Annotated in this window: 20 protein-coding genes; 9 read left to right on the forward strand and 11 right to left on the reverse strand. The window is 48.6% G+C overall.

The window, feature by feature from the left end:
• The first annotated feature begins 94 nt into the window (after nt 1-94).
• The 3 genes from ACTHSX_RS04480 to nagZ all read left to right on the forward strand — a co-directional run bounded on the left by ACTHSX_RS04480 (nt 95) and on the right by nagZ (nt 4,430).
• Entirely contained in the window at nt 95-1,594 is a 1,500-nt protein-coding gene (locus tag ACTHSX_RS04480) for a DegQ family serine endoprotease (RefSeq protein WP_004519688.1), read from the forward strand.
• A 132-nt stretch (nt 1,595-1,726) separates the two neighbouring features.
• Complete coding sequence (locus tag ACTHSX_RS04485; protein WP_440377028.1) at nt 1,727-3,247, forward strand: Na+/H+ antiporter NhaC family protein; 1,521 nt, start codon at nt 1,727-1,729, stop codon at nt 3,245-3,247.
• A 97-nt stretch (nt 3,248-3,344) separates the two neighbouring features.
• Nucleotides 3,345-4,430, forward strand: a complete 1,086-nt coding sequence (gene nagZ, locus ACTHSX_RS04490; protein ID WP_440377027.1) for a beta-N-acetylhexosaminidase — start codon at nt 3,345-3,347, stop codon at nt 4,428-4,430.
• Between the two features lie 77 nt (nt 4,431-4,507).
• Here the strand turns inward: nagZ and ACTHSX_RS04495 are convergent, their stop codons facing one another.
• A complete protein-coding gene (locus tag ACTHSX_RS04495) occupies nt 4,508-5,254 on the reverse strand; it encodes an amino acid ABC transporter permease (protein WP_003684370.1) in 747 nt (248 codons plus the stop codon).
• Nucleotides 5,255-5,581: 327 nt separating this feature from the next.
• Here ACTHSX_RS04495 and trhP point away from each other — a divergent pair, with 327 nt between their 5' ends.
• Complete coding sequence (gene trhP, locus ACTHSX_RS04500) at nt 5,582-6,937, forward strand: prephenate-dependent tRNA uridine(34) hydroxylase TrhP (RefSeq protein WP_440377026.1); 1,356 nt, start codon at nt 5,582-5,584, stop codon at nt 6,935-6,937.
• A 62-nt stretch (nt 6,938-6,999) separates the two neighbouring features.
• Here trhP and hemC read toward each other — a convergent pair whose 3' ends face one another.
• Nucleotides 7,000-7,935 (reverse strand): hydroxymethylbilane synthase, encoded by a 936-nt coding sequence (hemC, locus tag ACTHSX_RS04505; protein WP_152332590.1) that lies wholly within the window; start codon nt 7,933-7,935, stop codon nt 7,000-7,002.
• 118 nt (nt 7,936-8,053) lie between these two features.
• Here hemC and ybeY point away from each other — a divergent pair, with 118 nt between their 5' ends.
• From ybeY to ACTHSX_RS04530, 5 genes are all read left to right on the forward strand, one after another.
• Nucleotides 8,054-8,569, forward strand: coding sequence for an rRNA maturation RNase YbeY (gene ybeY / locus ACTHSX_RS04510; RefSeq protein ID WP_440377025.1), 516 nt, complete (start codon nt 8,054-8,056; stop codon nt 8,567-8,569).
• 1 nt (nt 8,570) lies between these two features.
• The gene (locus tag ACTHSX_RS04515; protein WP_070589562.1) at nt 8,571-9,413 is read left to right on the forward strand and encodes an HlyC/CorC family transporter; all 843 of its coding nucleotides are present in this window, start codon (nt 8,571-8,573) and stop codon (nt 9,411-9,413) included.
• Nucleotides 9,410-10,147 carry a methionine ABC transporter ATP-binding protein gene (locus tag ACTHSX_RS04520; RefSeq protein ID WP_003679393.1) on the forward strand — a complete coding sequence of 246 codons (738 nt, stop codon included), beginning with the start codon at nt 9,410-9,412 and terminating at the stop codon, nt 10,145-10,147. Before ACTHSX_RS04515 ends, ACTHSX_RS04520 begins: the two co-directional genes overlap by 4 nt.
• 1 nt (nt 10,148) lies before the next feature.
• On the forward strand, nt 10,149-10,835 hold the full coding sequence (locus tag ACTHSX_RS04525) for a methionine ABC transporter permease (RefSeq protein ID WP_070587440.1): 687 nt from the start codon (nt 10,149-10,151) through the stop codon (nt 10,833-10,835).
• A 189-nt stretch (nt 10,836-11,024) separates the two neighbouring features.
• On the forward strand, nt 11,025-11,936 hold the full coding sequence (locus ACTHSX_RS04530) for a MetQ/NlpA family ABC transporter substrate-binding protein (RefSeq protein ID WP_440377024.1): 912 nt from the start codon (nt 11,025-11,027) through the stop codon (nt 11,934-11,936).
• A 600-nt stretch (nt 11,937-12,536) separates the two neighbouring features.
• Here the strand turns inward: ACTHSX_RS04530 and ACTHSX_RS04535 are convergent.
• The 9 genes from ACTHSX_RS04535 to truA all read right to left on the reverse strand — a co-directional run bounded on the left by ACTHSX_RS04535 (nt 12,537) and on the right by truA (nt 24,568).
• Nucleotides 12,537-13,562, reverse strand: coding sequence for an FAD:protein FMN transferase (locus ACTHSX_RS04535; RefSeq protein ID WP_440377023.1), 1,026 nt, complete (start codon nt 13,560-13,562; stop codon nt 12,537-12,539).
• A gap of 119 nt (nt 13,563-13,681) precedes the next feature.
• A complete protein-coding gene (locus tag ACTHSX_RS04540) occupies nt 13,682-14,176 on the reverse strand; it encodes a nitrous oxide reductase accessory protein NosL (RefSeq protein WP_137040219.1) in 495 nt (164 codons plus the stop codon).
• Complete coding sequence (locus ACTHSX_RS04545; RefSeq protein ID WP_308112215.1) at nt 14,173-15,003, reverse strand: ABC transporter permease; 831 nt, start codon at nt 15,001-15,003, stop codon at nt 14,173-14,175. The genes ACTHSX_RS04540 and ACTHSX_RS04545 overlap by 4 nt, the downstream gene beginning before the upstream one ends.
• Nucleotides 15,000-15,893, reverse strand: a complete 894-nt coding sequence (locus ACTHSX_RS04550; RefSeq protein ID WP_440377022.1) for an ABC transporter ATP-binding protein — start codon at nt 15,891-15,893, stop codon at nt 15,000-15,002. The genes ACTHSX_RS04545 and ACTHSX_RS04550 overlap by 4 nt, the downstream gene beginning before the upstream one ends.
• Nucleotides 15,894-15,952: 59 nt before the next feature.
• A complete protein-coding gene (locus ACTHSX_RS04555; RefSeq protein WP_432761065.1) occupies nt 15,953-17,314 on the reverse strand; it encodes a nitrous oxide reductase family maturation protein NosD in 1,362 nt (453 codons plus the stop codon).
• Between the two features lie 198 nt (nt 17,315-17,512).
• Complete coding sequence (gene nosZ / locus ACTHSX_RS04560) at nt 17,513-19,480, reverse strand: TAT-dependent nitrous-oxide reductase (RefSeq protein WP_036493194.1); 1,968 nt, start codon at nt 19,478-19,480, stop codon at nt 17,513-17,515.
• A gap of 105 nt (nt 19,481-19,585) precedes the next feature.
• Nucleotides 19,586-21,862 (reverse strand): 4Fe-4S binding protein, encoded by a 2,277-nt coding sequence (locus tag ACTHSX_RS04565; protein ID WP_440377021.1) that lies wholly within the window; start codon nt 21,860-21,862, stop codon nt 19,586-19,588.
• A gap of 485 nt (nt 21,863-22,347) precedes the next feature.
• Nucleotides 22,348-23,409 (reverse strand): trimeric porin PorB, encoded by a 1,062-nt coding sequence (gene porB / locus ACTHSX_RS04570; RefSeq protein WP_101755923.1) that lies wholly within the window; start codon nt 23,407-23,409, stop codon nt 22,348-22,350.
• 313 nt (nt 23,410-23,722) lie between these two features.
• A complete protein-coding gene (gene truA, locus ACTHSX_RS04575; RefSeq protein ID WP_440377020.1) occupies nt 23,723-24,568 on the reverse strand; it encodes a tRNA pseudouridine(38-40) synthase TruA in 846 nt (281 codons plus the stop codon).
• Nucleotides 24,569-24,773: the final 205 nt, after the last annotated feature.

Consider the following 24,773-nt stretch of genomic DNA (forward strand, 5'->3'; position numbering starts at 1 on the left):
ACCTTATACATTTAAACAGCATTCAAACAATAAAACTGCCTGCCGATTCAAACGCATGCCGACAATACGATAGGCACCGGCAAAAGGAACTTTCGTGCATATTAAAACAAACACATATCTGGCCCTTGCTGTCCTCTCAGCTTCCCTTCTTTCAGGTTGCGACAAAGTCAGCACCTTTTTCGACAAAGACGAAAACAAAGAACTCGTTCAACGTATTGAAACCAATACCGATGACGGAAAAGTCGGTATGTTGTTGCCCGACTTCGCCCAACTGGTGCAAAACGAAGGACAGGCCGTCGTCAATATTCAAGCGACACCGGCAAAACGCTCTGCGACACCGGATGACGACCACAGCATGGACCTGAGCCAATTTCCCGACAACGATCCGTTTTACGAGTTCTTCAAACGCCTTGTTCCCAATATGCCAGACATGCCGCAAGAAGATACCGAAAGCGACGATCTGAATTTCGGCTCCGGCTTCATCATCAGCAAAGACGGCTATATCCTGACCAATACCCACGTGGTTGCTGGCATGGGCAATATCAAAGTCCTGCTCAACGACAAACGCGAATACACGGCCAAACTGGTCGGCTCAGACGCCCAATCCGACGTTGCCCTCTTAAAAATTGAGCCGCAAGAAGACTTGCCGGTTGTCAAAATCGGCAATCCGAAAGATTTGAAACCGGGCGAATGGGTAGCCGCCATCGGCGCACCTTTCGGCTTTGACAACAGCGTAACTTCAGGCATCGTCTCCGCTAAAGGCCGCAGCCTGCCGAATGAAAACTACACGCCGTTCATCCAAACCGACGTTGCCATCAACCCCGGCAACTCAGGCGGCCCGTTATTCAACCTCCGCGGCCAAGTAGTCGGCATCAACTCGCAAATTTACAGCCGAAGCGGCGGTTTCATGGGTATTTCGTTTGCCATTCCGATTGATGTTGCCATGAATGTGGCCGATCAATTAAAAGCCAACGGCAAAGTCCAACGCGGTCAATTAGGCGTGGTTATCCAAGAAGTTTCTTACGATTTGGCCAAATCTTTCGGTTTGGACAAAGCAAGCGGCGCGCTGATTGCCAAAATCATGCCGAACAGCGCAGCGCAACAAGCCGGGTTGCAAGTCGGCGATATTGTCCGCAGCGTAAACGGAGAAGAAGTCCGTGCCTCCAGCGACTTGCCGGTCATGGTCGGCTCGATGATGCCGGGCAAAGAAGTGACTTTGAGCATTTGGCGCGGCGGCAAACAAACCGATGTCAAAGTCAAACTTGGCAGCGCAGCCGAACAAACGGAAACTTCTGCAAAAGAAGCCGAACACCCGCAACACGAAGGCGGCCATGACGGATTTACCGTTGAAAATGCAGGCCTAACTTTGCAGGTTGAAAACGCAGACGGCAAACAACGCTTAATCGTTCTGCGCGTTAGCGGTGCGGCCGAACGTGCCGGCCTCAAACGCGGCGACGAAATTATTGCCGTCAGCCAAATCAGCGTCAATGACGAATCCACTTTCCGTAGCGCATTGGAAAGCGCAGGCAAAAACGTACCGCTTTTGGTACAACGCGAAGGCAATACTTTGTTCCTCGCGCTAAATCTGCAATAGCAAGATTTTCAGACGGCATGATGATGTGTTAAATGATAAAATACCCATCTGTCAGAGGCGGTGGGTATTTTGTTATCCGCCTTCCAATTTAGGCCGTCTGAAAATATTTCACCGCTTATACACAATATAATTATGCAACTTATTAATTATTCGAATTCTATTTTATCTATCGTCCCGGCAGCCATTGCGCTCGCCTTGGCTATTGCCACGCGCCGTGTATTGCTGTCCCTGGGTGTCGGCATTATCGTCGGCTCATTCCTGCTGGTAGGCGGTCATCCACTCGATGCCTTGGTTCACTTAAAAGACATGGCGGTCAGCCTAACTTGGGCAGACGGCGATTGGTCTTTGGGCAAACCCAAAATCCTGCTCTTTTTGGTGCTTTTGGGGATTTTCACTTCCCTGCTGACGCATTCCGGCAGTAATCAGGCATTTGCCGATTGGGCAAAACAGCACATCAAAGGCCGTCGCGGTGCGAAGCTGCTGACTGCCTGTCTGGTATTCGTCACCTTTATTGACGACTATTTCCACAGCCTTGCCGTCGGTGCGATTGCCCGCCCTGTAACCGACAAATTCAAAGTTTCCCGCGCCAAACTGGCTTATATCCTTGACTCCACTGCCGCACCGATGTGCGTTTTGATGCCGGTATCCAGCTGGGGGGCATCGATTATCGCTACTTTGGCCGGCCTTTTGGTGACTTACAACATCACAGACTACACACCAATGGGCGCATTCGTGGCCATGAGTCTGATGAATTACTACGCCGTCTTCGCATTGATTATGGTGTTTATTGTTGCCTGGTTCTCATTCGACATCGGCTCTATGGCTCGTTTGGAACGCGCCGCTTTGAATGAAATTCATGATGAAACCGTTGAAACAGGTCATCCCAACGGCCGTGTATTCGCGCTGATTGTGCCGGTTTTGGTACTGATCATTACCACTGTTTCCGCCATGATTTACACTGGCGCACAAGCTTCTGAAACTTTCTCTTTGCTCAGCGCATTTGAAAATACCGACGTGAACACTTCCCTTGTGTTCGGCGGTACTTGCGGCGTATTGGCCGTCATCCTCTGCACCATCGGCACCATCAAAACCAGCGACTACCCTAAAGCCATTTGGCAGGGCATCATCTCTATGCGCGGTGCCATTACCATCTTGATTTTGGCATGGATTATCAGCACCGTTGTCAGCGAAATGCACACCGGCGAATACCTCTCCACTTTGGTAGCAGGCAATATCCACGCAGGCTTCCTGCCCGTGATTTTGTTTATGCTCGCAGGCGTGATGGCCTTCGCTACCGGCACAAGCTGGGGTACATTCGGCATCATGTTGCCGATTGCCGCCGCCATGGCCGTCAAAGTCGAACCATCGCTGATTATCCCTTGCATGTCTGCCGTAATGGCCGGTGCCGTATTTGGCGACCACTGTTCGCCAATTTCCGACACCACCATCCTCTCTTCTACCGGCGCACACTGTAACCACATCGACCACGTTACCTCGCAATTCCCTTACGCGCTGACCGTAGCCGCGTCTGCTGCCACAGGCTACCTCGCACTGGGCATGACCGGCTCTGCACCTTTGGGTTTTGTGGTAACCGGCATCGTGATGGTTGTGTTGATTTTGATCTTAAAAGATAAGAAAAAAGCAACTGCCTAATTCAAAACCAATATTCAGACGGCCTGAGATATTTCCACACTCTCAGGCCGTCTGAACATAACGATTATCCAATAGATACATTATTCAGGACAAAACAATGAATACGCCTCATCTTCCACGTGGCCCAGTCATGGCCGACGTCGCCGCCTATCATCTGACCGAAGAAGAAAAACAACGCCTGCTCGACCCTGCCGTCGGTGGCGTTATTTTGTTCCGTCGCAACTTTGAAAACGTTTCCCAACTCAAAGCTTTGGTTCAAGAAATCAAAGCCGTCCGTACACCTGAACTCATCATCGCCGTCGACCACGAAGGCGGACGGGTTCAACGTTTTATTGACGGCTTCACCCGCCTGCCGGCCATGAACGTATTGGGCGAAATTTGGGACAACGAAGGCAAAGAAGCCGCCTGCGCCCAAGCAGAACAAGTCGGCTGGGTTTTGGCAACCGAACTCTCCGCCTGCGGTATCGACCTATCCTTCACACCTGTTTTGGATTTAGACTGGGGTCAATGCGCCGTCATCGGCAACCGCAGTTTCCACCGCGACGCCAACATCGTCACCCAGCTTGCCCTTGCCCTGCAAAAAGGCCTGAACAAAGGCGGCATGAAATCTTGCGGCAAACACTTCCCTGGCCACGGCTTTGTCGAAGGCGACAGCCATCACGTCCTGCCTTGCGATGAACGCAGCCGCGAAGAGCTGGAAGCTGCCGACCTTATCCCCTTCCGCGCACTGAGCCAAGCAGGCATGGCCGCTGTCATGCCTGCCCACGTCGTCTATCCTCAAATAGACAGCCAACCTGCAGGCTTCTCCGAAAAATGGCTGAAACAAATCCTGCGCCAAGAAATCGGATTTAACGGCGTTATCTTTTCAGACGACCTGACCATGGAAGGCGCATGCGGTGTCGGCGGTATTAAAGAACGAGCCCGCCTTTCTTTTGAAGCAGGCTGCGATATTGTACTGGTATGTAACCGCCCTGACTTGGTCGATGAATTGCGAGACGGCTTCCACGCACCGGCAAACACCGACTTGGCAGCACGTTGGCAATACATGACCAACACATTGACCGTACAAGAAGCTGCCGACATCATGGCAACCGAAGAATTCCAAGCCGCCCAACAGGCTACTGCCAAACTGGCAACGCCAAAAGACATCGCAGGCGGTGTCAAAGTCGGTGAAGCATTCTGATTCAAGGCCGTCTGAAACATTGACGGCAAATAAAAAAGGAAGACTTGAAAAAGTCTTCCTTTTTTGATTCAAACCGATTAGCGGTGTTGCGGATTGTAACGGCTTTCCAATCGCAGGAATACCCAACCCAAAAAGCTTGTCAGCACCAAATAAATCAGCGCGATTGTATAAAGCGGCTCTTCATAGACAGAATAGCGGCCGGTAATCGTGCTTTGTACATAAGCTAACTCTGCCACGCCGATGACGGAAAGCAATGAGCTGTCTTTCAACAGCGTAATAAACTCACTGGCCAATGGCGGCAACATACGGCGAAGAGCCTGAGGCAAAATCACATAACGCATCGCCTGAGTATAGGTCAGACCCAAAGAACGCGCAGCTTCCATTTGGCCTTTATCAATCGACTGGATACCGGCACGGAAAATCTCACAAATATACGCACCCGAGTTTGCAATCAAAGCCAAAGAACCGGCAATCAACGCACCATAAGAACGGCGCAAATCAATGGCTGCTTCGCCACTAATCAACACACCGTCGGCCGGATGAACAAAAAATGGGAACCAAACATAAGCCCAAATCACAATTTGTACAAACAATGGCGTACCGCGGAACAGCGTAACATACCAAAAAGAAATCTTACGCAACACCCAAGCCAAGGCACGCATCGGCACACCGGCTTTTTCCGGATTGATCAAACGCGCCAATGCCAGCAGCAAACCCAAAATTGAGCCGCCTGCCGTTGCAACCACCGTCAGCCCCAGCGTCGTCAATACGCCGTATAAAAACATCCAGCGGTATTCATAAATAATGTCAAAACGAAAATCCATAACCCTTCCGTCGGTCAAAATCGGTAACTAATCCGAATATTTTTTAAAATGAAGCTTGATATTTTACAAGAAAATACATTGTTTGAACGGTTTTTTGTTAAATTATTCCGCCCAACCCTGCTTTTTTTACATTTCCAATGAATTGCAGCCCCTTTTCACCTTTGCCCATATAGGACATTTTCCGTATAAAAAACAAAGCGCAAACCCGACACAAAATTGACCGAAACACAAAAACAGCGGATAATCCGCCCATTCTTCAAACATCTTTCAGACGGCCTTCCCTCTTCCCTTAAAGGCCGTCTGAAAACATTTTAAAAAGCATAAAACATGAAAGCACCCGAACTCTTATTGCCTGCAGGCGGCCTCGAACGTATGCGCGCCGCCTACGATTACGGCGCAGATGCCGTTTACGCCGGCAGCCCACGTTACTCCCTGCGCGCCCGCAACAACGAATTTGCCAAACTCGACGTTCTCGAGCAAGGCATTAAAGAAGCGCACGAGCGCAACAAAAAATTCTTTTTGACCGTCAATACGCTGCCGCACAACTCCAAACTCAAAACCTTTGTTTCCGATATGGAGCCCTTGATTGCCATGAAACCCGACGCGCTGATTATGGCGGATCCGGGTTTGATCATGACCGTGCGCGAAAAATGGCCTGAAATGCCGATTCATCTATCCGTACAGGCAAACACCACCAACTACTGGGGCGTGAAATTCTGGCAAAACATTGGTGTCGAACGCATTATTCTGTCGCGCGAATTGAGCATGGAAGAAATCGCCGAAATCCGCCAAGAATGTCCGGATATCGAACTCGAAGTCTTCATTCACGGCGCATTGTGTATCGCCTACTCCGGCCGCTGCCTGCTCTCCGGCTACTTCAACCACCGCGACCCCAACCAAGGCACCTGCACCAACTCCTGCCGTTGGGATTACAAAGTCCACAACGCCGTCGAAAGCGACGCAGGTGATGCCCAGCTTCTGCAAGGTTTCAACTTTGAAAAAGCCCAAGAAGAAGCCAACCAAAACTTTGAAGGCATCAACGGTCAAAAACGCCATCCCTACGCCGACAAAGTTTTCCTGATTGAAGAGTCCAACCGCCCGGGCGAAATGATGCCGATTATGGAAGACGAACACGGCACCTACATCATGAACTCCAAAGACCTTCGCGGCATTGAAGTGGTTGAGAAACTGGCCAAAATCGGCGTGGACAGCCTCAAAGTCGAAGGCCGCACAAAATCGCTTTATTATGTTGCACGCGTAGCCCAGTCCTACCGTAAAGCGATTGATGATGCCGTTGCAGGCCGTCCGTTTGATTACAGCCTGTTGAGCGAACTCGAAGGCCTGGCCAACCGCGGCTACACCAGCGGCTTCCTCGAGCGCCACCAAACTCAGGATTACCAAAACTACCTGACCGGCCACTCCATCGCCAAACAAAGCCAATATGTCGGCCACGTTACCGAAATCGACGCCGAAGGCTGGGCGACAATCGAAGTCAAAAACCGCTTTGCCATCGGCGATTCACTCGAAATCATCCATCCGAGCGGCAACCAAACCATCAAATTGGAACAAATGACCCGCAAAGGCCAGCCTGTCGATGTTGCCCCAGGCAACGGCATTCAGGTCAAAATCCCTAACATGCAGGGCAAAGAAAAAGCTTTGGTTGCGCGGATTATGAATCCTTAAGCATCAACAAATAAAGGCCGTCTGAAAGTTTCAGACGGCCTTTTTAAATTATCTATGCTGTTTTAAGTCTGTTCTTGCAATACGGCGGCAATCAATTCTTCCGCACCATCATCTGCCAATTTTTTAGCGACTGCACGACCCAAGGCATCGGCGTATTCGGCAGGGGCTTGCGCGTCCGCCTGCAAAATGACCGAACCGTCAGGATGGCCGACCAAGCCGCGCAAGGTCAGCAAGCCGTTTTCTTCAGTGCAATATGCGGCCAGCGGCACTTGGCAGCTTCCGCCCAAAGCGCGCGCCAACGCGCGTTCGGCCGTCACGCAAGCATGTGTGGTATCGTGGTTCAATGGCTTCAAGACTTCATACAAATCTTCGCGATGCGCTGCAATTTCAATACCCAATGCGCCTTGTCCGGCGGCAGGCAGGCTGTCGGATTCCGACAAAATCATGCGGATGCGTTCGTCCAATTCCAGACGCTGTAAACCGGCGGCAGCCAAGATAATCGCGTCGTATTCGCCGTTATCGAGTTTGGACAAACGGGTTTGCACATTGCCGCGCAAAGGTTTGATAACCAAATGCGGATAGCGCGCACGCAACTGGGCTTCGCGGCGCAGGCTGGATGTACCGACGATGGCACCTTTAGGCATTTCTTCCAAACGCGCGTATTGGTTGGACACAAACGCGTCAAACGGATTGGCGCGTTCGCCGATGGCTGCAAGCGCGAAACCTTCAGGCAAATCCATCGGTACGTCTTTAATCGAATGCACGGCCAAGTCGGCCCTGCCGTCATACAAAGCCTGTTCCAACTCTTTGACAAACAAGCCTTTACCGCCAACTTTTGACAAAGTTCTGTCCAAAATCTGGTCGCCACGCGTAGTCATGCCCAAAATCTCGACTTCGCAATCGGGATACAGGGCTTTCAGACGGCCTTGGATATGTTTTGCCTGCCACATGGCAAGCAGGCTTTCGCGACTGGCGATAACGAGTTTTTTCGGGTTCATAATGGTTGCCTGAAAGATGGAAAACGGCATGAAGTCTATCATATTTTGGGCGGTTTTTCAGACGGCATGGGGGTGAATATGTTATATTTACGCCTAAAAACCCAATTTTCCGGACAACATGAAACGCGCCAAACAATATCCTTTTTTATCCTTACAGCGGCAACGTTTTCATCTGAACTTTGAAAACGCCTCTTCCACCGCCAACCTTCCGAGCGAACGCGATTTTTACCGCTGGGCGTGGTCTGCCTTGAAAAACGAATACCGCCGCGCAGACATCAGCCTGATTCTTCTGGACGAAGAAGAAGCCCGCGCTTACAACCGCGACTACCGCGGCAAAGATTACGCCACCAATGTATTGAGTTTCGCGCTCAACGAAGGCGAAATTCTGCCCGACCAGTTTTCAGACGGCCTGTATGGCGATTTGGTGATTTGTCCGCAAGTGGTTTTGAAAGAAGCCGCCGAACAAGGCAAAACACTCGAGCAGCATTTTGCCCACCTGACCATACACGGTACTTTACACCTGATGGGCTACGACCACATCGAAGACGATGAAGCCGAAATAATGGAAGCCGAAGAAATCCGCCTGATGCTGGCGGCAGGCTTCCCCAACCCCTACCAAGAGGACGAATATTAAAATGGACGGTACGCAGTCGAAACCCAAATTTTTCGAACGCCTAATCTCCCGACTTGCCGGCGAGCCCGACTCCGCCGAAGACGTATTGACCCTGCTGCGCCAAGCGCACGAGCAGGAAGTTTTTGACGCCGACACACTGACCCGGCTAGAAAAAGTATTGGACTTTGCCGAGCTGGAAGTGCGCGACGCCATGATTACGCGCAGCCGCATGAACGTATTGAAAGAGAACGACAGCATCGAGCGCATCACGGCCTACGTCATCGAAACCGCCCATTCGCGTTTCCCCGTCATCGGCGAAGACAAAGACGAAGTTTTGGGTATTTTGCACGCCAAAGACCTGCTCAAATATATGTTCAACCCCGAGCAGTTCCACCTGAAATCCGTCTTGCGCCCCGCCGTTTTCGTTCCCGAAGGCAAATCTTTGACCGCCCTTTTAAAAGAGTTCCGCGAACAGCGCAACCACATGGCGATTGTCATCGACGAATACGGCGGCACATCCGGTTTGGTCACCTTTGAAGACATCATCGAGCAAATCGTCGGCGAAATCGAAGACGAGTTTGACGAAGACGACAGCGCCGACAATATCCACGCCGTTTCTTCCGAACGCTGGCGCATCCACGCGGCTACTGAAATCGAAGACATCAACACCTTCTTTGGTACGGAATACAGCAGCGAAGAAGCCGACACCATCGGCGGCCTGGTCATTCAAGAGTTGGGACATCTGCCCGTACGCGGCGAAAAAGTCATCATCGGCAGCCTGCAATTTACCGTCGCACGCGCCGACAACCGCCGTCTGCACACCCTGATGGCCACACGAATTAAAGAAAACACGGATAAACCATGATTATTCTGGATCACGTCTCCAAACACTATCAAACACGCGACAAAAAAGACTTTGTCGCTGTCGAGCCGACCAGCCTCGAAATCAAACAGGGGGAAATCTTTGGCCTGATGGGCTACTCCGGTGCAGGCAAATCCACCCTGCTGCGCCTGATTAACTTATTGGAACGTCCGGATACAGGTACCGTCAGCGTATGCGGTCAAGAACTGACCGCACTCAACGCCACACAACTGCGCCACGCCCGACAAAACATCGGCATGGTGTTCCAACAGTTCAACCTATTGAGCAACCGTACCGTTGCCGAAAATGTCGCTTTTCCTTTAGAAATTGCCAAATGGCCGTCTAAAAAAATCCAAGCGCGTGTTGAAGAATGTTTGGAAATCGTCGACTTGCAAGACCGTGCCAACCATTACCCGTCCCAACTTTCCGGCGGTCAAAAACAACGTGTCGGTATCGCCCGTGCGCTGGCGCCGCAACCTCAAGTCATCCTTGCCGACGAACCCACTTCCGCCCTCGATCCTGCTACTACGCGCAGCGTTTTGAAGTGTTTGGAAGACATCAACCGACGCTTCAACGTAACCATTGTCATCGTTACCCACGAAATGAGCGTTATCCGCCGCCTGTGTGACCGTGCCGCCCTCTTGGACAAAGGCCGTCTGCTGGAAATCGTTGAAGTACACGGCAACCAAATCCATGCCCAATCCGAAATCGGGCAAGAGCTGATTCGGGAGGACTAATATGGCAGATTTAACATTTGAAAGTGCTGTTGAAACCATCGTCAGCATGAAGGGCGAAATTATCCAAGCCTTGGGCGAAACCTTTATTATGGTCGGCCTATCGACTACTTTCGCCGTTATCTTCGGTACGATTTTGGGCGTATTGCTGTTTGTGACGTCAAGTCATCAGTTGCACTACAACAAACAACTGAATTTATTTTTGGACAACCTGGTCAACCTGATGCGCGCGTTTCCTTTCGTCATCCTGATGATTGCCATGATTCCCGTTACACGCGCCATCATCGGTACGACCATCGGCCCGGTTGCCGCCTCATTGGTATTGAGCGTATCCGGCCTGTTCTACTTCGCCCGTCTGGTCGAGCAAAATCTGCGCGAAGTACCCAGAGGCGTAATTGAAGCGGCCTCCGCAATGGGTGCCTCACCCATGAGCATCATCTGCAAAGTGCTTTTGAATGAAGCGCGCGCAGGTATGGTTTCCAGCATTACCGTATTGGCTATCGGCCTTCTGTCGTACAGCGCGGCGGCAGGCATGATTGGCGGCGGCGGCTTGGGCGACCTTGCCATCCGTTACGGCTACTACCGCTATCAAATGGAAGTCATCATCTTCATTGTTGCCATCCTGGTTTTACTCGTTATCCTGATTCAAGGTATTGGTAACAGATTGGCACGCAAACTGGACAAACGTTAATTAAACCGGGCCGTCTGAAATGGGCTTACTATTTTTCAGACGGCCTGTTCTCTATTTAGGACATATATTCCCATTAAGTTTACAAAAAACATCCTCATCTTTCCAAAATAGATTTACAATCCCTCTTTTTTTAACAGCGGCAGCTTGAGGCCGTCTGAAACCGTTTTATCATCCATCTGGAGCAAAATTATGCGAATCAACCCATTCTTCAAAACCCTTTCTGCCGCTGCGCTGGCCATCGTATTGGCTGCCTGCGGCGGTCAAAAAGACAGCGCACCTGCTGCTTCTGCCGCTTCTTCTGCCGATAACGGCGCAGAGAAAAAAGAAATCGTCTTCGGTACAACCGTCGGCGACTTCGGCGATATGGTAAAAGACCAAATCCAACCGGCTTTGGAGAAAAAAGGCTATAAAATCAAACTGATTGAGTTCACCGACTATGTGCGCCCCAACCTTGCTTTGGCAGAAGGCGAATTGGACATCAACATCTTCCAACACAAACCTTATCTGGACGACTTCAAAAAAGAACACAAACTGGACATCACCGAAGCCTTCCAAGTACCGACTGCTCCTTTGGGCCTCTATCCTGGCAAACTGAAATCTTTGGACGAATTGAAAGACGGCGTCAGCGTTTCCGCACCTAACGACCCATCCAACTTTGCCCGTGCATTGGTTATGTTGAACGAATTGGGCTGGATTAAACTGAAAGCCAACGTTGATCCGCTGACCGCATCTAAAGCAGATATTGCCGAAAACCCTAAAAACATCCAAATCGTAGAACTTGAAGCCGCCCAACTGCCGCGCAGCCGTGCCGACGTTGACTTTGCCATCGTTAACGGCAACTACGCCATGAGCAGCGGCATGAAACTGACCGAAGCCCTGTTCCAAGAGCCGAGCTTCGCCTACGTTAACTGGTCTGCCGTCCGCACTGCCGACAAAGACAGCCAATGGTTGAAAGATGTAACCGAAGCCTACAACTCTGACGAGTTCAAAGCCTACTCACAAAAACGCTTTGCCGGTTACAAATACCCTGCGGCATGGGGTGAAAACGCAGCAGCAGGTGCTCAAGCCGAAGCCGCCTCTACTGCTTCTGCAACCAAATAAATCGCTCTTTGAAAAAAGGCCGTCTGAACGTTCAGACGGCCTTTTTCTATTTTTCTATTGCTTATCTCTTCTCAAAGCTCAAAACACGTTTTTTGATTAACACCAAATACTTACACAATTCCCTTTTTAAACCAAATCAATATGTTGTAAAAAAGTTCAATAAAAAACCATGTTTTTATTCAATATAATCAATCACTAAATGAATTATTCTACTTTTTTATAATATTCACTAGTAATGTTCCGCTTATCCTGATATTATACCGTTCATCTAAAGACATCCGGTTATCTGAATTACAGACCGTTCATCTGAATTGCTTCAAACCACTTTGTCGGATTTTCCCATGTATGTTGTGTTTCTCCGTATCGAAGGGGTTTGAGCGGTCGAAATACCGTATTGCTTAGATATTAAAGCTTCGTGCTTTGAAATGAGTGAATTTTTGTTTTAAGTGTCGTAATCTCTTGCTAATTACTCCCAGCTGCAAGAGTTTCAGGGTTGCCCCTTGGGCAGCCCTTCTTTTTTATCTTCCATTTTTTCAGCAATCAAGCCTTCCCTGCACTAGACACATAGTCAAAACCGCAATCAAGGCCCCCCCCTTCCCCTCAGCCTCCAATCTTCTTCAATTCATTATTCGGCATCACCAGCCAAACCTGTGCCTTTTTAACTTGAGCCGCAGTACGGATGGCTGCCTCATCCATAATGGAGAATGCAGTGGAAAAAGCATCGGCAACCGCCGCACTCTCCGCCATAACGCTCATGCTTTTATAGCGCGGCTGGCTTCCGCCTGTGCGCGGGTCAAACAGATGGGTAAATTTGCCTGCCTCGTCCATTACAGTGCCATAGCCGCCCGATGTGGCAAACGCTTGATTTTTCATGGCAATGGTGGTCAGGATTTGGTCTTCTTGGTCAGGATTGCGGATGCTGACATTCCACTCGCGCTGGTTGGCATTATCAAAGCCGTAAATCTCCCCCATATCAATCAATGCCTGAGAAACGCCTTGCTGCTTCAACAATTCAGCTACTTTGTCGGTGATATAGCCTTGGGCAATGCCGTTAAGCGACAAGCCCATGCCTTTTTGGGCAAAACGGATTTCTTTGGTATCAAAATCGACTTTGTTGAAATCCACTAATTTGAGCGTGTCTTTGATACTGCGCTCAGATGGTGGCGTTTCGGTTTTCGGATTTCTTCTGAAATGGTCGGCATACAGATTCCACAAAGGCTGAATGCTGGGATCAAATGCACCCCGCGTCAGCTGATGGATATCTCGACTAATGCTGAGCAGCTGCAAAAAATCGGATGGCGGATTTTTCAGACGGCCTTCTCGGTTTAAGCGGCTAATCAGGCTGTCGTCCCGATACAGGCTGAAGATTTTTTCCAACCGTGAAACTTCCGCCAATACTTTGTTAACCAGTATTTCCGCCTGTTTGCGCTCAACGCCGAACAAACGCAATTCCGCACCCGAACCCAACGCAATGCCTCTCCAAATAACTGGCTGCTCTTCTTGATTTGGGCTGGCCGGACGAGTCGGCTGATTGGTTTTGCGGCTGATGGCAAAAGGAATGCCGACACCGGCGGCAAGGGTGGCAGCTATGGCAAGGAAACGGCGGCGCGTTAAAGGGGTGGACATAAAGTATTCCTTAGATTTTTTATCTTTATATTGAAAGCCGCATTCATTAAATCAGCAATCGACAGCTTCCAACACAAAGGCCGTCTGAAACTATTTCAGACGGCCTTTTATTGATTGTTTTATTTGAAAATGTATTCGTCGGGCATCTCTGCAAAACCGACTACTCTGCCGCCTTTTTCTTTGGCGAATTTTTCAGCCTGAGCCTTGTCGGCAAACGGAAGCGCGTCTTCCGCACCCATGCCGCCGATAAAGCTGCTTTCAATAACGTAATAGGCTTTTTTCGCATCTATCCATTCGGCATCGGCATTGGGTTTTTCCCAATCTTTGACTTTGCCCATATCGGTAACATAGATGGCATGAATGCCTTTAGGCTCTTCGGGCAGTTTGGTGTAGCCAAACATCTGCTTGATGGTGGAAAACCAAACCGGTTTGTCAGGTTTGCCGTTCAAGAAGATTTGCGCTTTAGGGCCGTTGTGTTCAGTCAAATTCATGCTGCAGTAATGACCGACTGCGCTGTCGCTGATTTGTTGGGGCGTAGGCGGAGGAGTATTTTCCTCTTTGCTACAAGCAGATAAAGCAATGATGGTGAATGCTGTAAATAATATTTTTCTCATATTTGTCTCTTTCCGAAAATCCAGGCGGCTAAGACCAAGGGAATGATAACCCATAATACCTGCGCCGTCAGCAAAACCGGCATAGTCAGGCTGATTTGATCGCTCAAACCGGCCATACCTGCGTACATCGCGGTGTTTTCATAACCGGTCAAGTTGAGCAGACGGTAAATGTCGGAAGGATTGAACAAAAGAATGGTTTCTACAACAGGCGCAGTAATGACTTGTTCGGTATCGGCAACCAAAATACCCAAAAGCGCCATATCGAAAATCACCACAAAAAACAGCCATACGCCGATGGCGATACCGGCGGCAGTACCGCGTTCTTTGACTTTCGCGCTAATCAAATAACCCATAGACAAAAAGGCTGCACCAAGAATCACGCTGGCAACAATCAGGAGGGCAAAAGGTTTCCATGCGGCAAGGTCAAAGCTGCCGTTTGCAAGCTGGAGGGTAATACCCGCCAATCCGTAGCCTGCCGTGGTGGCAAGGGCAAGGATGATGAGATGGCCGATAAATTTACCGGCGAGGATTTGGTTGCGCGAAATCGGATAGCTCAACAACAGCGCCATCGTGCCGCGTTCGATTTCGCCAATCAGCGCATCATAAGAGAGCAACATCGCAATCAGCGGAATCAGGAAAATCGACAGACTGGAGAGGCTGACAACGGTAACGGTCAACGGATCGACTTTGACTGTGCCGGTGGGCGAGCTGCCCAGGAAACCCAATGACAGGGCAAGCGCGGCAAGCAGGAGTGCGGCGGCGAGTACCCAACGGTTGCGCAGGCTGTCGCGGACTTCTTTGCCGGTAATAATCCAAACGGGGTTCATACGTCTTCCCTTTTTAAGAATTGTGCGTACATATCGTCAAGTGTCGGGGTATGGATATCGATATAGGCAAGGTTGCCCAAATCACCCAATTCGCTCAAAAGTCCCATACGCTCTTCGGCTTTACATTGCGCTTTATACGACAGGCCGTCTGAAAGCGGCTGCCAACGCTCGCTCAACGGACGCGCTTCTTTCAAACGGACATTGACGGTCAACGGCAAACCACTTTGGACATGCAGCTCATCCATGCTGCCATCGGCAACTTTCACGCCGTTTTTCATGACGATAATGCGGTCGGCGTGTCCATCGAGTTCGGCAAGCGCGTGCGTGCTGAGCAATACGGTCGCACCGCGGCCATTCAGTTCGCGCACGACTTCATAAAACATTTGGCGTGAAGCCGGGTCAAGGCCTGTGGTCGGTTCGTCAAACAATAAGACTTTAGGCTTGCCCAACAGGGCTTGTGCCAAAGCGAGACGCTGGCGCATACCTTTGGAGTAAGTGCCGACACGACGGCGTGCCGCTTGAGAAATACCGACACGTTCCAACAACTCACGGTTTTTACTCAAGGGCTGTTTTTTCAGCTTGGCATAGAAATCCATGGTTTCAATGCCGGTCAATGAAGGATGAAGCGCGACGGTTTCAGGCAGGTAGCCAATTTGGCTGCGAAGCAGTGCGCCTGCCTTGCTGCCGGTACGCTCGCCCAGCAACATGACTTCGCCTTCGGTCGGTGTAATCAGGCCGAGTATCAGCTTCATGATGGTGGATTTGCCTGCACCGTTATGCCCTGCCATGCCGACGCTTTCGCCTGCTTTGAGGACTAAATCGACTTGGTTGACAGCTTTTTGACTGCCGAATTGTTTGGTCACGTTTCTTAATTCGACGTGGTTGGTCATGAATAATTCCTTTGTGCCGTTTCAGACGGCCTCATTTAAAAGGCCGTCTGAAAACATGTTTAATTCAAAGATCCGTTTTCGGCATCGCTCCAATCGGATTGGCGCGTATTGGCTTCGTGCAACAGCTCATCCTTCATGGCTTCGTATTTGGTGCTTGTTTTGTTGCTGATTGGTTTCATCAATGGCTTACTGTCGATGACGCCACCCGGCAAAATAGCGGGGAACTGAGATTGCGCCCATTTGACAATGCTGACAGCAGGACTGTTCATCAGCAGACGGGACACGGGGGCGCGCCAAATGATTTGGTCGATGATGCCGTTCGGTCGATAGGCGTTGTCGCCAAAACCATCGCCATCAAGGTCGAATGTGCTGTTGTCGCTCCAATAATTGCCTCGGCCGCCCTCTCCCCAATCAAGGAAACGGGTGCTGACGTATTTAACTTGGCTTTCATTATTGATAAACGAATTATTGAACAGGCTTGTGCCTTCAATGGCTGCGGTAAAGTGGATGCCGATTTGACAGTTTTCAAAATGATTGTCAAAAATTTTATTGAAGTTGGCATTATAGGCGAATACGCATTTACCGGCTTTGTTGATAATGTTGTCGTTAATATCGGAATAGTTGACATAGTTGAGCATGATGCCTTGGTCACGGCTGCCCACGGCGATATTGCCATACACTTTAAGACGCTCTGAGAACATCAACACATAGCCCATATTGTTGCCGACGGAGATGTTGTTGCTGATCTCGCTGTCGTTGGTGTACATATAATGCACTGCAAAACGCAAGTCACTGAAACGATTGCCTTTATAAGTATTATTTGTACTGGTATTGGAAAAAATACCGTCACGGCCTTTGGAAATATCGTTGTCGACTACTTGCGCACCCGGCGCATTCCAAACCGTTACGCCATTACCGCGCTCATTCACGCGCAATGTGGCTTCCCCGACAATCTTATTTTCGCGCACCATCGATTCTGCCGCGCCATGGATGTACACGCCGACAGAGTTGTCCAAGACATTATTGTGTTCAACCAATGCACGCGGAGCCGTTTCCTCAAGATAAATCCCTGCATCCATGGCCGGCAGGCTCAAGCCTGAATTGGAAACTGTCAGATTACGCAGGGTCACATCAGGCGCATGAACGGCAATGGTACGCCCGCTCCTGTCGCCGACAATCTTGGCAGAGCGGTCGGCCGGACCTTCAATGGTAATCGGTTTGTCGATATAGAGTTTGGTCTTGTATGTACCGGAGGCAAGCTTGAGCGTATCGCCGGCTTGGGCGCGCGCCAAAGCATCATTGAGATTGTCTTGTGCGGATACGTTGATGACTGCGGCAAAGGCCGTCTGAACCATGCTGCCAAGCAGCAATACGAGTGCGGCACGTTGCCATTTGGAACGATGGATTTGTGTGTGCGTCATAATCATATCTCTGTTTCAGACGGCCTGCTTGCCGCATGATAAACCGATGCGGAAACAGGTATTTTGGTGTTATAGCAAAGCTGTCTGATGATGGCTTTCATTTTGTGGCCATATCGGCCAACAAACAACTTTGCTATAAAGGCCGTCTGAAAGAATGTTTTTTCAGACGGCCTGAAGAATTAAATCATCAAACCGAAATTATTTTGGTTTAACAATCATTTGGCCAGACATTTCCATGTGCAATGCGTGGCAGAACCATTGGCAGTAGTACCAGTGTACGCCTGGACGGACAGCTTTGAAGGTTACAGAAGATGTAGCTTGCGGGCCAATCTCCATAGCAATGCCATAACCTTCCAAAGTAAAGCCGTGAGTCAAGTCTTCAATGGTCTCAACGTTGGTTACATATACGGTAACTTCGTCGCCTTGGTTCACTTCAAATTGAGGAACGCTGTAAGCAGGCGCAACGGCAGTCATGTACACGCGTACTTTGTTGCCTTCGCGTACGACTTTGGCAGCTTTTTCCAGCTCAACACCGTCTTTTTGAGCTTGTTCCAAAGCTTCTTGCCAGAACCATGGGTCTTTGCGGTCCCAAGTTTTGCTTGGGTTCACTTTAGACGCAGCAACCAAGCACAAGTCGTGCGGTTCGGCAAAAGTCGGATTGTCATGCACCAGACGCATTTCGTCGCCGGAGATGTCGATCAATTGGTCACACTCAGGTTTCAAAGGACCGGCATTCAAGAAGCGGTCTTTAGAGAACTTGTTCAAAGATACCAACCATTTACCGTCGGCTTCTTTGGTTTCGCCCATGGTAGTGTGGTTGTGGCCAGGTTGATAGTGAACGTCGAGTTTTTGTTTGATCGGATCGATTTTCTCGCCTTTATAGGCTTTAATCGCATCGTCGATGTTCCATTTCACCATTTGGCTGTCGATAAACAATGTAGTATAGGCATTGCCGCGACCGTCAAATGCAGTGTGTAATGGGCCAAGACCCAGTTGAGGCTCGGCTACGACAACATCGCGCTCTTTGATTTTACCTGCAAACAAGTCATCCAGTTTGCTGACATCCAATACGGTAACGGTTGGAGACAGTTTACCGTTGAGCATGATGTATTTGCCGTCAGGGCTTGCATTACAGCCGTGAGGAGAGTTAGGAACAGGGATGTAACGAGTGTATGGAGAGTTGGCTTCCGCACGACCGTCCAACATTTTCACGCCGTTAACTTCTTTAAAGTCGCCTTTTTTGATGCCTTCTTCGATGGCGGCCAGGTTAAATACCACACACCAGTCTTGCTCGTTGGAAGATGCACCTTGTACAGTCAGAGCGCGTTCAGAGTTATAGCAGGTAGAGAAAGAGTATTTACCTTGGTAGTCGGCATCACCATTATCCAAGTTACCGTCTACCAATACTTGCCATGCGATGTCCATGGTTTCGCCGTCAACTGCAGTATAAACGGCATTCCAAGTTTTAGGATCATCCCATTTGCCTACGCCGTCAACAGGAACGATATGCTCGCCGTTGGCAAATACGTAGCCGGTTTTCGGATAGCGTTGAGGACGCAGACCGTGAACACCTGAAACGTTTGGAATTTCAACGATTTTATCGGTTTTCATTACATCCAAGCGGATACGGCAAACGCGGTTGTTTGCTTTATCGTTGGCATATGCATAGCGGCCGTCGTAAGTTTGATCGGTAAAAGACAAGTGCGGGTGGTGCAAGTCGCCGTTAGGGTAGCAGCGCAGACCGCTGTCTTGCAGGAATTTACGGGTTTCCGGCGTAATTTTTTCATTCAAAATACGCAAGCTCTCGTTGGTACGACCCCAACCGGTAGCGCTGTCCATATTGAATACAGGGATACGCATCAACTCACGCATAGAAGGTACGCCGATCAAGCGCATTTCGCCTGATTGACCGCCTGACAGGAAACCGTAGTATTGGTCAAGCTCGCCTGGACCTACTTCGGAAGTTTGTTTGCCCGGTTCGGCAGAATGAGCTGCTGCTTTCTCAGCAGGAGCTGCGCCAGAAGCGGCAGCTTTATCACCCTCACCGTTAGAGCAACCGGCCAAGCCCAACAAACCGGCACCGGCAATACCTGCACCGGAAGCAGCGGCAGTACCTAAGAATGAACGACGGCTTAAGCCGTTTTGTTCTAATTTTTCGTCTGACATACGACACTCCTTGGATAAAATCCGGCGGCCGATTTTTTTCAGACGGCCTGCCGATGAAAAATTTCTAAGTTGGGCTGCCGATACAGCCCTATTTTTTATAAATAACTACTTATCAACACTAATTGCCGATTCTTTTTTAACAAACTGAACAACTTGTTCTTGAGCATTTTGCGTTGCTGCCACATCATGCTGTTCAGCTTTTGCCGCCGCTTGTTTTTGTTTTTTCTTATTCGTTGCCACTACTTGAGGACAACGCGTATCGTGGTGATACATTACCTGGCAATGCAGACATTGGATACATTCGTTCGGATGAATGTCGCCTTCAGGTGCGATTGCCTGAACCGGACATTCGTGTGTACAAATTTGGCATGGGTTGCCACACATTTTATAGCGGCGCAGCCAGTCAAACACACGGAAGCGACCCGGCAATGCGATACCCGCACCCAAAGGACACAGATAACGGCAGAAGAAACGTTCGATAAACAAACCGGCAATCAGCAAAGCTGCAGCAAACAATACAAACCACCATTCGCGCATAAACTTCAGAATAATTGCGGTTTTGAAAGGCTCAATTTCAGCAAATTTTTCAGCCGTACCCAAATCGTACAGGGAAATTGCCAACAAGGCGAAGAAAATTACATATTTAATCGCACTCAGACGGGTATGCAACAAGTGTGGCACTGTAATTTGTTTCAGACCCAATTTTTTGGCGATACGGTTGGTTAACTCTTGCAATGCACCGAAAGGACACAGCCATCCACAGAACGTACCCCTGTTCCACAACAGCATGGTCGCCGCTGTAAAGAGCCACAGAATGAATACCAGCGGATCCATCAGGAAGAATTCCCAGTGGAACTCAGTCAAAATGGCTGAGAACAACGTCAAAGTATTCACTACTGATAATTGTGCCTGAGCATACCAGCCGATATAAAACAGCGTAAAGATCAGGAAACAGAGGCGGAAACGGTCATACCATTTTTCGTAACGTACAATCCAGTCTTGGAACAGGAATACCAACAGGAGAATTGTCAAAGCAATACCGACAACCACGATTTGACCTTGTTTGGCTTTCCAAACCTGTTTCCAAAGTTGGTTGGAAACACCATCATCACCGGCAGTCGCATCTTCGGCAATACCCGTACTTTCAGGGGCTGAAGCTGCAGCCGCAACTTGCTCAACCGGCGCGCTGATTTCAACCGGCGGTGCTTTAGGATCGTCAACGTAGTAGCCTTTTGGCAATTCGTAATCCAAATCCGCCGTTACAAAAGCTTTATCATTTACGCTCAATACGCGTTGAATCATCAATTGCAAACGCCATGGTTCGGCACCATCAAATTCCACACCTTCAGGGATAGTAAACCAAGAAACCTCTTTGAATGCAGGTGCACCTTCCGCTGCCAAAGCAACCACACGCTCATGCTGTGCATCAGTAAAACGGAAGCTGGTATCGCCCTGAATCATTTCGATACGGTCAAAGATACCGCCGCGAACATAACCCGAACCTTTCCAAGAATAGCGACCCTCGCCGGCTACCATCACGGCTTCTTGGCCAGGTTTCAAACGTTTTTGCAGGTTGTTCCAGCCGGCTTCGCCTAAAAGACTTTTACCGATAGAAGGTTGGCTGACCAAGGCAACATACAGATCAATAAATGTATCATTACCATCACCCTGCTCCGCATGATCTACCACACCTGCTTTACCGCTTTTCTCAAACAGTTTATTGATTTCATCGATAGAAATATGCAAATGACCGACGGCTTTTTGTTCCAAAAGCGCATTCCATGACAAGATATCTTGTTTGTCTTGACTGGCAACGCGACGCGGACGGGTTTGAACGGCAGGCTCATTTGCAGCCTGCTCACCAGAAGCGGCAGCAGCACCGGCTTGAGTCGCTTTATCCGTACCCAAATGATATTGATGAATAACCGATTTGACAGAACGCTGAATACTGTCATTAATCACCATCAACGTTACAGTCGCACCGCTGATGATATCAGCAGGAGCCACACCTGGCTGAGGAGGATTTTTAATAAAATTTAAGCCAATATATTTATCAATGAATTTATCGACACGGGATTGCGGAATACCAATCAGCATAATTGGTTCATGGTGTTCAACCAATTTTGCTCCCGCAATAGTGCCATCATTGGCCAATGCGACCATCGTATCAATCGGCTTACTCGAATAACCACGCGTATTGACCACATCAGTCGTGATATAAACCAAGCCAAGCTGCTCTTCGCCTTTATATACACGAGCAACCAAAGGCTTACCTTCAGGTTTGCCGTAACGATCAGCACCAGGAAAAATTTCAGAAGGCTGAATTTTTGCCAAGAAATCAGGCAAGCGCTCTGCGTAAGCAGGTAGGCTTACTATCATCATAGAAAATACAGCAAACAGCACAAGGATTCGTTTCCAAATGCCACTTAAGCACTTCATTTCAAGACAGGACATGGCTATTCCCGATATATCGATACTCTAAACACTTATATTATATGAATCATCTATCGGCAATAATTTGATTAAAATCAAATTTACAAATCTTAAAACCAAATTCTACATGCTAATAATACTTTAGAACTATAAAAATAAATCTTTTATTAGTAGACATGAAATATAGGAAAATCAACTTAATTCAATAACCATCTTTATATTGTTAACTTATTTATAATAATACTCAAAACAATTTCCAAAATTTTGTTTGGCATATATTTAATAGAATATAACCCGGTTTAGATTCCCATAGGCCGTCTGAAAAAATATCGAAAATACTTTAATCTGCTCCTGCAATAACAAAATACACTCCCTACGAAAACAAAAAGAGCCTGTATAAAACAGGCTCTTTTTCAGACTAATCTTAAATCAGATTAGAATTTGTGACGCAGGCCAACAGTACCAGCAGTTTTCTCGTATTTAGCATCGCCTTTGCCTTCTTTCAACCAGCCGGCAGACAACAGGGCAGAAGTGCGTTTAGAGAAGTCGTAGTCAGCACCAACGATAACTTGGTTGTACGCGCTGTTCTCTTGTTTCACGCCTTCTTCTTTAGCTTTGAAGCCGTGAGCGTAAGAAACACGAGGAGTTACGTTGCCGAAGCGGTAAGCAGCAGTTGCACCAACTTCAGTACGTTCGTTTTTCTTAGCACCAGCTACGTCAGCTTTAAAGCCTTCGTATTGGCCTACAACAGCAACCATCAGGTTGTTAGCATCGTAACCAGCAGTCAGACGGTGAGCTTGGTGATCTTTGTAAGTACCGGCAGCCAAAGTAGTGTTGTGGTTGAATGCATCCAGGTAACCAGAAGTCAAGTCAGCACGTTTAGCATAAGAACCAGCGTAGCGACCGAAGAAACCAGAATTTTCGTAGTTCAAGCCCAAGTCGTAAGATTCACGGCTTTTCACAGCGTGATCGTATTTGTCGCTAGGGTTAGCATTGTCGCGAGGTTGGTATTGTACGCTTGCACTGAAACCACCAAACACAGGAGTGTCGTAACGTACAGATACTTTACGAGTATCTACACGTTTGATTTTACCCAATTGCAGAGCGTCTGCGTTAGCATTACTAGATTCCCAAGGGTCGAAGCTGTCGCTGCTGTTTTTCAGAGAAGTATCCAATTTACCAGCACGAACTTTACCGAAACCGCCTTCCAAGCCCAAGAAAGATTCACGGGTCGCGAAACCAGAATCACCACCGGCGATAGAAGTGTTTTGTTCAACTTGCCAAATAGCATTCAAGTTGCTACCCAAGTGTTCGTGGCCTTTGAAGCCGATGCGAGAACCGTAGTCAGCAATCTCAGTAGCAGTTTTAGAAGTAGTCTTACCTTCTTTTACTTTAGAAATTTCAACGCCGGCTTTAACTTGACCGTACAGAGTCACATCAGCCATAGCTGCAACAGGCAGAGCTGCCAAAGTCAGAGCAATCAGAGATTTTTTCATTGCTGTATTCCTTTTCTATTGTGAAGAAATAACTTAAGCAGACCGGACAATCCGCTTAGGCTTACTTTATCGCTGGAATCAGCGATTCCATGACTGTTACTATAATTGCTCCTCTCTAAAAAAACAAACTTTATTCGACCAACCTCCGCTACCGCAGAAACCAAATAAAGGTGGAGATAACCCAAATAATGGAAATTTATTATTTAAAATCAATGATAAATTTCTTTAAAACCAAGATTTGCATTTTTACAACACTTTATCAATTTACACATCAATCACGCTATTTTGTTGCTTTTATACCAACAGTCCGCAGTCAGGTCGTCTGAAAACCATTACCCAAAACACTCATCCACTCAGGCAGAGGCAGTCTTACCACCCCAAACTCATCAGGATAATCAACGCCTGTCAAATATAAACCGTCAGACATAAAGGTCGGAGGCGCTTTCAATCTGCTTCTTGCATGAAAGATTGACTGAAATTCATCCACACTTATTCTGCCACTTCCTACATATACCAATGCGCCCATAATATTGCGCACCATATGATGCAAGAATGCATTTCCATGCAAATCAAGGCACAGATAGCGAGAAGTTCCACTAATACTTGACCTATACAGCGTTTTTATAGGCGATTTTGCCTGGCACTCTGCCGCACGAAAGCTGGAGAAGTCATGTTCACCCTCCAATAAGGCAGCAGCCTGCTTCATTAGATTTAAATCTAATTTCAAATGCGTCCACCCCACCCTGCCGACCAACAACGGAGAGCGAACTGGAGATGACTCCAGCAAGTAACGGTAATGCCGGCCATAAGCATCAAATCGGGCATTGAAATGCGGTGCAACTTTTTGCGCAAGTAATACAGCCACACCGTCAGGCAAATGCGCATTGACTCCACGCACCCACGCCTGCTCCGGACGGCCTACAGATGTATCAAAGTGTACGACCTGAGCTGTCGCATGCACACCCGTATCCGTCCTTCCTGCAACAATCGTATTAATCTGCTCTCCTGCTATTGAAGTTAATGCCTGCTCTAAGGCCGTCTGAACAGTCGGCAGGTCTCCGGCCTGTTTTTGCCAACCATAAAAACGGCTCCCGTCATAAGAGAGGGTTAAAGCCCAACGCTGAATGGAACTTCCTGTTGTATTCGTTTGTTCGGTCATTTCTTATACTTCTTATAAATGGATATTGTTGTCCACGCTCAAATAACAAATATTAAAAGGCGTGATCATCACACGCCTCTCATCATATATTTCAGACGGCCTTTATCTTCGTCCACCATAGAACTGCCATGCAATACTGTCATATCTAAAAATGGATTCGGCCCAAATCTCATCTTTTAATTTACCATAAAAAAGATGCCGTCTG

The organism is Neisseria sp. P0014.S002, assembly GCF_051958295.1.
In the GTDB taxonomy this organism is placed as follows: Bacteria; Pseudomonadota; Gammaproteobacteria; order Burkholderiales; family Neisseriaceae; genus Neisseria; species Neisseria flavescens_B.